The sequence below is a fragment of the Tetragenococcus muriaticus DSM 15685 genome, from assembly GCF_000423785.1.
In the GTDB taxonomy this organism is placed as follows: Bacteria; Bacillota; Bacilli; order Lactobacillales; family Enterococcaceae; genus Tetragenococcus; species Tetragenococcus muriaticus.
Genome location: NZ_AUIQ01000002.1, coordinates 82946 through 92970 on the forward strand (window position 1 = coordinate 82946; position 10025 = coordinate 92970).

Here is a 10025-nt window from a genome sequence, read left to right on the forward strand (position 1 = left end):
CGTACTAAAACTTCTTTCAGAACATAAATTTATAATTTCAGTACAATCTAATCGACTTTCTCACGTTTCTTTGATAATTCTATAATCCTATTAGGTATTTTTTTACTCCTATGTTAAAAATAAGCGTCTTCCAAGTAGGTTAGTTCCCTAACCTATTTGAAAGACGCTTATACACGTGGTTCCACTCTCATTGACAATATACCTCATTAAAAGCGTAACAAGCTTTCGACGTCTTTGGTTTTGCCAAAGCCACTTCCAGGTGCAATTCTTAATCTTTTTTTGACTGCCTCGCAGCAAAAGCCGTCTCTCTGTGAAAAAAAGATTAATACTTCGTCTGTTCATTGTGTTTTATAACAACTTATTCAAATGTGTTAAGGCTTTTTCTTTACCTAATAGTTCAACAGTATCAGGCAATTCCGGTCCATGCATTGCTCCAGAAACCGCGATTCGAATTGGCATATACAAGTTCTTCCCCTTCGATCCTGTCTCTTTTTGCACTGTTTTGATCGCTTGTTTTACAGTTGGTGCATCCACCACATCCATTTGTTCTAACTGTGCTCTAAATGACTTAAGAACCGCTGGAACATTTTCTCCAGATAATACTTCTTTTGCTTTATCGTCTAAAATAGGATGTTCATCAAAGAACAAATACGTTAAATCAACAATTTGAGCAGCATAACTCATTTGTGGTTGATACAAACTTACTAACTTTTTCACCCATGCCAAGCTTTCTGCACCAGGGTTGTCATCCACACGTCCAGCCGCTTGTAAGTAAGGTAAACACATATCTGTCAAAGTATCTACATCTAATTGTTTAATATAGTGATTCCCAATCCACTCTAATTTTTTAGCGTCAAATGAAGCAGGGGATTTACTTAAACGATTGGATTCAAACATATCAATGATTTCTTGTTTTGAAAAAATCTCTTCTTCGCCTTTAGGAGACCAGCCAAGTAAGGCAATGAAATTCAACATGGCTTCTGGTAAATAACCTAATTCGCGATACTGTTCAATAAATTGTAAAATAGTTTCATCTCTTTTACTTAATTTCTTACCTGTATCTGCGTTAATAATCAATGTCATATGTCCAAACTCCGGGGGTGTCCAGCCAAAAGCTTCATAGATCATCATTTGTTTTGGAGTGTTAGCGATATGGTCATCGCCACGCAGAACATGGGTGATTTGCATCATATGATCGTCTACAGAGACTGCGAAATTATAAGTAGGCATTCCGTCTTTCTTTTGAATAATAAAATCGCCACCGACATTATCGGCTTCAAATACAATTTCATCTTTTACCATATCATTAAACCGATATTCAGTATTTTTAGGAACACGGAAACGCACCACTGGAACGATACCTTGAGCTTCTTTTTCAGCCTGTTCTTCTGCGGATAAATGCGCACATTTTCCACTGTAATGTGGAATTTCGCCACGTGCTTTTTGAGCTTCTCTTTCTTCATCTAATTCTTCTTGCGTACAATAACATTTATACGCTCGATTACTAGCCAATAATTGCTCAATCAGCGGGAGATAAATATCTTGTCGCTCTGATTGACGGTAAGGACCATAGTCACCAGGTTTTTCTGGGGCCTCATCCCAGTCAACACCTAACCAAGCAAGATTATCCAATTGACTTTTTTCCCCATCTTCAACATTACGTTTTTGATCAGTATCTTCAATTCGGATAATAAATTCACCATTCATATGCCGTGCATATAGGTAGTTAAATAAAGCTGTTCGAGCATTTCCAATGTGTAAATGCCCTGTTGGGCTCGGTGCATAACGTACACGTACTTTCGTCATATTCATCTTCCTCTTCCTTTTAGTTCTTATTATTTATTGAATATAAGAACAACTATTCAGCTAAAATTGTACATTTAAACAAGAAATTAGTAAAGCCTCATGGCTAATCTAACCCCTATTTAGCTAATAATCTATCCTATTATTCTTGATCTTGACTATCGATACCTCGGTTAGCATGAGCTGGTTTAGCAAAAATCATGCGTCCAGCAGCCGTTTGTAAAGCACTTGTGACAACGACACTTAACTGCTCATTCATATAATGTTGTCCTTCTTCAACTACGACCATAGTGCCATCATCTAGATAAGCAACGCCTTGCTGACGCTCAGTTCCAGCCTTTATAATCATGACCTTCAGGGATTCTCCAGGGATAACCACTGGTTTTACTGCATTAGCTAACTGGTTAACATTTAAAATAGGAACGTTTTGAAATTCAGCTACTTTATTTAAATTGTAATCATTTGTTACAACAATACCATCTAATAATTTGGCAAGCTTTAATAATTTGCTATCTACTTCAGAGATATCTTCAAAATCACCATCATACATTTCCACAGAGATGCCATCTTCTTTTTGCAAAGAATTTAAAATATCCAATCCTCTACGACCACGCACGCGTTTGATACTATCTCCAGAATCGGCAATATATTGCAACTCATATAACACAAAGTTGGGAATCAAAAGCACACCTTCGATAAAGCCTGTCTGTGCAATATCATAGATTCTTCCATCGATAATAACACTTGTATCTAATATTTTATATTTATGAAAATTATCTTCTATCTTTCGATCTAATAACTGCTGACTTTGTGTCTCGTTTTTCTTTCCTCTAGGCGCAAAAAGTTTTTTCCATTCCTCAATTCTTGTCACACTAATTTGAAAGCCAAAATATCCTATTAAAATCATTAATAAAATGGGAACAACACTATTAACAAAAGGAATTTCCCAATTGTAGAAGGGAAGTGATACGATCATACCAACAATTAGCCCTAAAATTGTCCCAATAGCCCCGAATAAAAGATAGGTTAAGCTAAAACCACTTAACCACTTTTCGACTTTTCTTATTCCGGTTGAAATCATATTCACAACCACTAAAGAAAAGAGATAAAAAATAATTGCACCAATCAAGCTATTCGTTATATTATTATTTAACCAAGCATTTTGCTGTTGCTCGATTGCTTCCCAAGCCAAAGGCAAAGAAGAAATCCCTAAACTTGCGCCAGCTAAAACCATTAAAACTGTGATGACTCGTTTTTGCATACTCACACCTCCTTCTTATCTATTTTTAGCGAAATACACGTTTCAATGTTTCATCAAGTGTTTCTACACCAACAATCTCAATGTCATCTGGCGCTGTCCAACCGTTTAAATTATTTTTTGGTAGATAGACTTTTTCAAAGCCTAACTTTTGTACTTCTTTAACTCGCTGTTCAATAGCACTCACGCGTCGAATTTCACCGGTTAAACCAATTTCACCAATAAAACACTCGGTAGGTTTAGTTCCTCTTTCTTTATAGCTTGACGCAATACTAATTGCAGTAGCTAAATCGATTGCTGGTTCATTTAATTTTACACCACCAGCTGCTTTTAAATAAGCATCTTGGTTTTGTAAAAGTAAACCGGCACGCTTTTCTAACACGGCCATGATTAAAGAAACTCGATTAAAATCAAGCCCAGTCGTCGCTCGTTTGGCATTGCCAAACATCGTAGGAGTGACTAAGGCTTGAATTTCAACTAAAATGGGGCGTGTTCCTTCCATTGCTACTACAATTGAAGAACCGCTTGTCCCTTCTAATCGTTCTTCTAAAAAGACTTGAGAAGGATTAATCACTTCCTTTAATCCTTGTTCATACATTTCAAAAATACCAATCTCGTTTGTTGAACCAAAACGATTTTTTACTGCTCGTAAAATACGGAAACTCTGATGCTCATCTCCTTCAAAATATAAAACCGTATCGACCATATGCTCAAGCATTCGAGGTCCTGCAATAGATCCTTCTTTAGTTACATGACCCACTACAAAAACAGCAATACCATTTGCTTTGGCAATTTTTAATAACTCAGCAGTTGTTTCTCGGACCTGACTAACACTTCCAGCAACACTAGAGATATCTGGTTGGGTCATCGTTTGAACAGAATCAATAATCACATAATCTGGATTCAACTTTTCAATCGTTTCCCGAATATCTTGCATATCTGTTTCTGCGAATAAATAAAAATCATTCGCCTCATCACCTAGACGTTGAGCCCGTAATTTGATTTGTTCTGCGCTTTCTTCCCCAGAAACATAAAGAACTGTTCCCCCAGTTGCTGCTAATTGTTGAGAAACTTGTAAAAGTAATGTGGACTTTCCTATACCAGGATCACCGCCCAAAAGAACCATTGAACCTGGTACTACACCTCCACCTAACACACGATTTAATTCGTTTAAAGCTGTCTTTACTCGAGGCTCTTTTTTAGGAACAACATCCTTTAAAAGTGTTGGCTGCATTTTTTCTCCTGTTAAAGTCGATCGAGTCTTACGGTCAGTAGCATCTTGGATTTTTTCTTCTACCATTGAATTCCAACTACCACAATTAGGACATTTTCCCAAATATCGTGGTGAAATATACCCACAATTTTGACATTCAAACTGTGTTTTTGCCTTTTTTGCCATAATTTCCCTCGCTTTTATTTCATTTAATCAGACGAACCCAAACCGCCTGTGCGGTCATGATTTGTTTGATCTTGGTCAGCCTTTAAAAATGACAAGAAAATTCCTTGCCCAATTCGTTCCCCTTTTTTAATAACAATATCTTTGACGCCAAAATTAGTAAATTGAAACATAATATGTCCTTCATTTTCTTGGTTATTATAATAGTCACTATCAATAATACCCACACCATTTGAGACAAGCAAAAAGCGTTTTAATGGATTGCTGGAACGATTCGCCAGTTGTAAAAATTCGTCTTCCATCATATACGCTTTAACTCCCGTAGGTACCAAAACGGGTTTTATCTTTTTTTCTGTTGTCGCATTATCATTTATTTTGCTTGTTAGCAACTGTTTCCATATACTCGGGATAACGATCTCTTCTGCTGCTTCAAAGTCATAGCCAGCAGAATGATGCGTTGCTCGTTGAGGCAAACGGACTTCTTCTTTTATATAATCTGTAACAACTTCAAATCCTCTTTTTTTCATAACAACCCTCCATTAAGACTACGCTTATTTTACCACATCTTATCGAAAAAAATGAACGTCTTTGTGTTTTCTAAAAATTTCTCAAGGAATAACAAAAAGGATGTTACTTTTTATAGAACTTGCCTTCCTTTTGCATCTTTTTCCTTTACGCGTTACGATAAAGTTAAATACAGGAAGGAAGGTATGTCAAATGACAAAAAGCATCCTAGATAAAACAACTACATTGAACAATGGTGTTCAAATGCCTTATTTTGGTTTAGGAGTATGGCAAACTGATAATCGTACCGCACAAAATTCTGTCATTGAAGCAATCAAAAATGGTTACCATTTAATCGATACTGCTAAGCAATACGGAAATCAAGCAGGTGTTGCCAAAGGTATCCGTGAAGGTTTACGCCAAACAGGAGGTAATCGCAAAGATTTATTCATTACTTCTAAAGTTTTTGACGGTGATGCTGGTTATGATTCTACGCTGCATGCTTTTTATGATACACTGCATGAATTACAGTTAAGCTATATTGATTTGTATTTAATCCATTGGCCAGTTAACGAACGTTATATTGATACTTGGCATGCCTTAGAGAAATTATATAAAGATGGTTTAATACGTGCTATTGGTATCTCGAATTTTGATAACGAACGGCTACAAAATCTATTAGACCATGCCACTGTCACTCCAGCAGTTAACCAAATGGAATATAATCCATTAAATCAAGAAAAAGAATTTCATGAAATGGCAAAAATGACCGGTATTCAATTAGAAGCCTGGTCTCCATTAGGTGGTGGCCAAGCATTAAACAATCCAACGATTAAGCAATTAGCTCAAAAATATAATAAAACAGCCGCACAAATTATTTTACGTTGGAACTATCAACAAGATGTCGTTACGATTCCAAAGTCTACACATCAACAACGTATTATTGAAAATACTCAAATCACTGACTTTGAATTATCTAATGAAGACGTTCAAAAGATTCACAAATTGGATGAACAAAAACGGACGCTTTGGTATGATGACTTCTATTGGCATAATCCAAACGATCCCAATAACCATCCGGAATCAATTGAAGTTTGGGACGATACAGAGGAATATAAAAATTGAACTGGTAAAAATAAGAGAGAAGCCCTTGATAAGGCTTCTCTCTTATTTTCATTGAGATGAAATAATGATCTACAGGCTATTATAATAGATAACCAGCACTCAAGTTGCTTTTCTTTCTGTTATTCTTTTATCGTTTCAACCGAAGTTTTTTCCTGGTTTTCTTTTTGCTTAATACAAAATTTATACCAGGCATATACAAAAATACCTAAAACAATAAATCCACCATAACCAACTGCAGGATAAACAAAACTAATCACATTTGTAAATCCGCCAAAGCTTAAAGCAGTAGCAGCTACAACAACACCTAGTAATACATAACGAAAGTTCTTTTTCTTTGGTGTAATAAAGCTAGTTGAAAATGAATATAATACGCTCATTGCAGTATTCCAAATTTCAAAAAATATCAAAATGGACATAACAAGCCCCACCCAGGGTTGAATCAAACGTGCCATCTGCAGCATTGGTAAATCAAAGCTGGCCACTTGGGAAGAGGTTGCAAATAATGTTAAGTTAATTAAGACAATTAATAAACCAACTATAATTCCACCAATCAACCCACCTTTGCGTGCAACTTTTTTGTCTTTTTCTACACCGCCTAAAAGAAAGGCTGTTGCGACACCTGTCGTTAAATTCACTGAAGCATAATTTAATGCACTTACCCACCAATTAGGTAAGGGGGAAGACAACTCTAAAGCCTCTATGTTCATAAAGGCAATATCCCATTCTGCTGTTAAAAGAGAGCGAAAATTAATAGCAATAACCAAAATAATTAGAAAGGGAGCGACTACTCCGATAGCATCAATAACCCTTTTAGTGTCCATCATGCCTACCAAAAAAATAAGCAACACACAAATGAAATTTCCTAACCAAATCGGCCAGCCAAATTGTTGATTTAAATTACTTCCTGCACCGGCTACCATCACAACACCAATTCCAAATAATGTTAATAATAAAAAAATATCAATAATACGGTTAGTGATCGGGGAGGCTATACGATTTAATACATCGCGATGTGAGTAAGCTTTAAAAAAATGACCCATATCAACTATAACAAAACCAAAAAAGCCAAAGATAAAGACAGAAACGATTGTTCCAATAATTCCCCAAATGCCAAAACTAGTAAAATATTGTAATATTTCCTGGCCTGAGGCAAAACCTGCGCCAATAATAATTCCTACAAAAGCCATAGCAATCCTAAATTGTCTCATATATCTACCAACCTTTCTTACTACCTTAGGGATTCAAAGCTACCAACCTTGTCCAGATACATCATAATCATTTAATTTCCCTTGTGCCATTTCATTCATTGTCTCTTCGATTAAGTCCAAAGCTTGTTTTAATTCTTGATCGGTAATAACTAGCGGTGGTTGAAAACGCAAAACACTTTCTCCAATCGCAATTAAGACCGCTCCTTTTTCAAATAAACGATTACAAATTTTTAGCGCCGTTTGACTATCCTTTGTTTTGCTTTTTTTATCTGTCACAATGTCAATGCCTATTGATAACCCAAATCCACGAACATCTCCAATAAAAGCATAATCATTTTCCCATTTTTGCATACGCTCTTGTGCTATTTCTCCCTTACGTGTACTTTCTTGTAAAAGATTATCTTCTTCAATCATATCTAAAGTGGCTAAAGAAGCCGCACAACAAACTGGGTTTGCCGCTGTTGTAAATATATGAGCAGGCGCTTCTAAGCTATCCATAATTTCTTTACGGCCAACAATAGCAGAAAGAGGCATGCCACTAGCTAATGATTTCCCATAAACAACTAAATCAGCTTCAACATTAAAATGTTCTGTAGAGCACCAGGTACCTGTACGCCCCAGCCCTTGTTGCACGTCATCAACAGCAAATAAAATACCATGCTCATGACATAGTTCATATAAAGCTTTAAAATACCCAGGGACGGGCTCTAATAACCCTCCATCTCCTTGTATCGTCTCAACAACCACACAAGCAATTTCTTCTGAGGGTAAGTAAGTTTCCATCATTTGCTTAAAGGGAGCTAAGTACTCTTCAATTGAATTGGGTTGAGCCTTTCCATACATTCCTCGATAATTATCCGGAAATGGTATATGTTCAACATTAGGGACGTTTGGTCCCATTTTAGCGCGCATGTTGTTATTAAGTGCTGACATTGAAAGCGCACCATAAGTTGATCCATGGTAAGCATTTTGAAATGTCACAATATTAGATCGTCCGGTATAAGCACGCGCGTATTTCATCACTCCGTCACATGCGTCAGATCCGGATAATCCAAAAGTTGCTTTCTTTTCAAAATCACCTGGTGTAATTTCACACAGTTTTTCTGCTAACTTAATTGCAGGTTCATGATACATATAAGCGGGCGTATAATGCAGCATTTTATCTGCTTGGTTTTTAATTGCGTCTGTCACTTTTTTAGGTGAATGTCCTGTATTTGTTGCACTGGCACTAGACAATAGATCAATGTATTCTTTCCCCTTAATATCAACTAAAGTTGCTTGATCGGCATGATCAATTAATAGGGAATAATAAGAAATCCTCCCAGCTTCAGCAAAATATTGTTCGTCTTTTTCCATTAGTTCTTCATATGTTGCCATAAAGCATACTCCTTACCTCCGACAAATAAACAGAATAGTCACATTTTTCTGAAATTTGATTAATTAAAAATTAAATTAACACTATGATGTCACCTTGTCAATTTCTTTTCTGAATTTTTTCAAAATTAATCAGTAAAACTTTATTCTAAATTTTCTCTAATTTTTTCTGCATAATAAATGACGAACTGGTTGTTTGTTAGTACAATAGGGAGTAATCAAAGAAAAAGTGGAGAAGATTATGCACGAGGAAAATAAAGAGCCAAAACGTATTGTAGTAAAGGTGGGGACGACTACTTTAATTTATCCTAATGGAAATATTAATTTAGCTAGTATCGATGAATTAGCCCTTGTCTTGACTGATTTACAAAACCGCGGTAAGGAAGTTATTCTCGTTTCTTCTGGAGCAATCGGCGTAGGTTTGAACCAATTACAGTTAAATCAACGTCCTATTTCGATTCCAGAACAACAGGCGGTCGCAGCCGTTGGACAAGCAGAATTGATGGATATTTATAATCAACGTTTTCAAATATATAGTCAGCAAACAGCTCAAGTCCTTTTAACTAGAGACATCGTGGAGTACCCAGAAAGTCGTAACAACGTAATCAATACCTTAGAAGAATTATTAAATATGGGAATTATTCCTATAATTAACGAAAATGACACGGTGGCTGTTGACGAATTAGATCATTTAACAAAATTTGGTGATAATGACCAACTGTCTGCTATTGTTAGTGAATTGACACGAGCGGAATTACTCATTATGCTTTCAGATATTGACGGATTTTACACAGATAATCCGCTGAAAAACTCGCAAGCCAAACTTTATAAGCGAATTACAAAAATTGATGATAAATTAATGGAGCAAGCAGGAGTCAGCAATAATCATTTAGGTACGGGCGGAATGGCAAGTAAACTGAAAGCAGCTAAGCGTGTTTTAGATGCAAAAGGTAGTATGATATTAACCAACGGCAAACAACCTAAAGTTATTTTTGATATTTTAAACGGCGCAGAAATTGGAACTTTGTTTAAGCATAGTGGTAAAGAGTCAAGATAAAAAATGAATTTATTGTTACTCTACCACTAAAAAATAGGCGCACTGAACTAGGCCTATGCAAATCAAGCGTTTTCATAGGCTGTTTCCCTAGCAATGCGCAAATAACTTTTTCGTTATTTTTCTATCACGCTCCTAGGTGGCGTATAGAGTTGGTGGTTCCGTAGTAGCGTATCCACCAAGCGCACAAATTTTCTTGCAGTTAAAACGAGGGCTCTTTTGTGTTGATGTTTCGGTGTTTCTTGATACTTTTTACGATAAAAGGCTTGATATTCGGGCAAATGCCGACTGACAGAATTGGCA

General features: G+C 36.2%; 8 protein-coding genes and 1 pseudogene. 2 read left to right on the forward strand and 7 right to left on the reverse strand.

Annotated features, from left to right (window positions below; all coding sequences use genetic code 11):
* Window positions 1-348: 348 nt before the first annotated feature.
* From gltX to G577_RS0101270, 4 genes are all read right to left on the reverse strand, one after another.
* Window positions 349-1806: a glutamate--tRNA ligase gene (gene gltX, locus G577_RS0101255; protein WP_028789585.1), complete on the reverse strand. Its 1458-nt coding sequence runs from the start codon at window positions 1804-1806 to the stop codon at window positions 349-351.
* Between the two features lie 139 nt (window positions 1807-1945).
* Window positions 1946-3064: a PIN/TRAM domain-containing protein gene (locus G577_RS0101260; RefSeq protein WP_028789586.1), complete on the reverse strand. Its 1119-nt coding sequence runs from the start codon at window positions 3062-3064 to the stop codon at window positions 1946-1948.
* 25 nt (window positions 3065-3089) lie between these two features.
* Window positions 3090-4460, reverse strand: a complete 1371-nt coding sequence (gene radA / locus G577_RS0101265) for a DNA repair protein RadA (RefSeq protein ID WP_028789587.1) — start codon at window positions 4458-4460, stop codon at window positions 3090-3092.
* Window positions 4461-4483: 23 nt separating this feature from the next.
* A complete protein-coding gene (locus G577_RS0101270) occupies window positions 4484-4984 on the reverse strand; it encodes a dCTP deaminase/dUTPase family protein (RefSeq protein ID WP_028789588.1) in 501 nt (166 codons plus the stop codon).
* A gap of 190 nt (window positions 4985-5174) precedes the next feature.
* Between G577_RS0101270 and G577_RS0101275 the strand changes: the two genes are divergently transcribed.
* Window positions 5175-6086 (forward strand): aldo/keto reductase, encoded by a 912-nt coding sequence (locus tag G577_RS0101275; protein ID WP_028789589.1) that lies wholly within the window; start codon window positions 5175-5177, stop codon window positions 6084-6086.
* Window positions 6087-6205: 119 nt separating this feature from the next.
* On the opposite strand, the gene G577_RS0101280 is transcribed toward G577_RS0101275, so the two are convergent.
* Both G577_RS0101280 and G577_RS0101285 read right to left on the reverse strand, forming a co-directional pair.
* Window positions 6206-7294 (reverse strand): YkvI family membrane protein, encoded by a 1089-nt coding sequence (locus G577_RS0101280; RefSeq protein ID WP_028789590.1) that lies wholly within the window; start codon window positions 7292-7294, stop codon window positions 6206-6208.
* Window positions 7295-7333: 39 nt separating this feature from the next.
* Window positions 7334-8671: an aspartate aminotransferase family protein gene (locus G577_RS0101285; RefSeq protein WP_028789591.1), complete on the reverse strand. Its 1338-nt coding sequence runs from the start codon at window positions 8669-8671 to the stop codon at window positions 7334-7336.
* A gap of 238 nt (window positions 8672-8909) precedes the next feature.
* On the opposite strand from G577_RS0101285, the gene proB reads away from it, so the two are divergent.
* Entirely contained in the window at window positions 8910-9725 is an 816-nt protein-coding gene (proB, locus tag G577_RS0101290; RefSeq protein ID WP_028789592.1) for a glutamate 5-kinase, read from the forward strand.
* A gap of 113 nt (window positions 9726-9838) precedes the next feature.
* Here proB and G577_RS11680 read toward each other — a convergent pair.
* Window positions 9839-10025: pseudogene (locus G577_RS11680) on the reverse strand (IS110 family transposase); the annotation flags it as partial.

Coding starts and splice junctions, on each gene's coding strand:
- gltX (WP_028789585.1), bottom strand. CDS start 1,806: ATGACGAAAGTACGTGTACGTTATGCACCGAGCCCAACAGGGCATTTA.
- G577_RS0101260 (WP_028789586.1), bottom strand. CDS start 3,064: ATGCAAAAACGAGTCATCACAGTTTTAATGGTTTTAGCTGGCGCAAGT.
- radA (WP_028789587.1), bottom strand. CDS start 4,460: ATGGCAAAAAAGGCAAAAACACAGTTTGAATGTCAAAATTGTGGGTAT.
- G577_RS0101270 (WP_028789588.1), bottom strand. CDS start 4,984: ATGAAAAAAAGAGGATTTGAAGTTGTTACAGATTATATAAAAGAAGAA.
- G577_RS0101275 (WP_028789589.1), top strand. CDS start 5,175: ATGACAAAAAGCATCCTAGATAAAACAACTACATTGAACAATGGTGTT.
- G577_RS0101280 (WP_028789590.1), bottom strand. CDS start 7,294: ATGAGACAATTTAGGATTGCTATGGCTTTTGTAGGAATTATTATTGGC.
- G577_RS0101285 (WP_028789591.1), bottom strand. CDS start 8,671: ATGGCAACATATGAAGAACTAATGGAAAAAGACGAACAATATTTTGCT.
- proB (WP_028789592.1), top strand. CDS start 8,910: ATGCACGAGGAAAATAAAGAGCCAAAACGTATTGTAGTAAAGGTGGGG.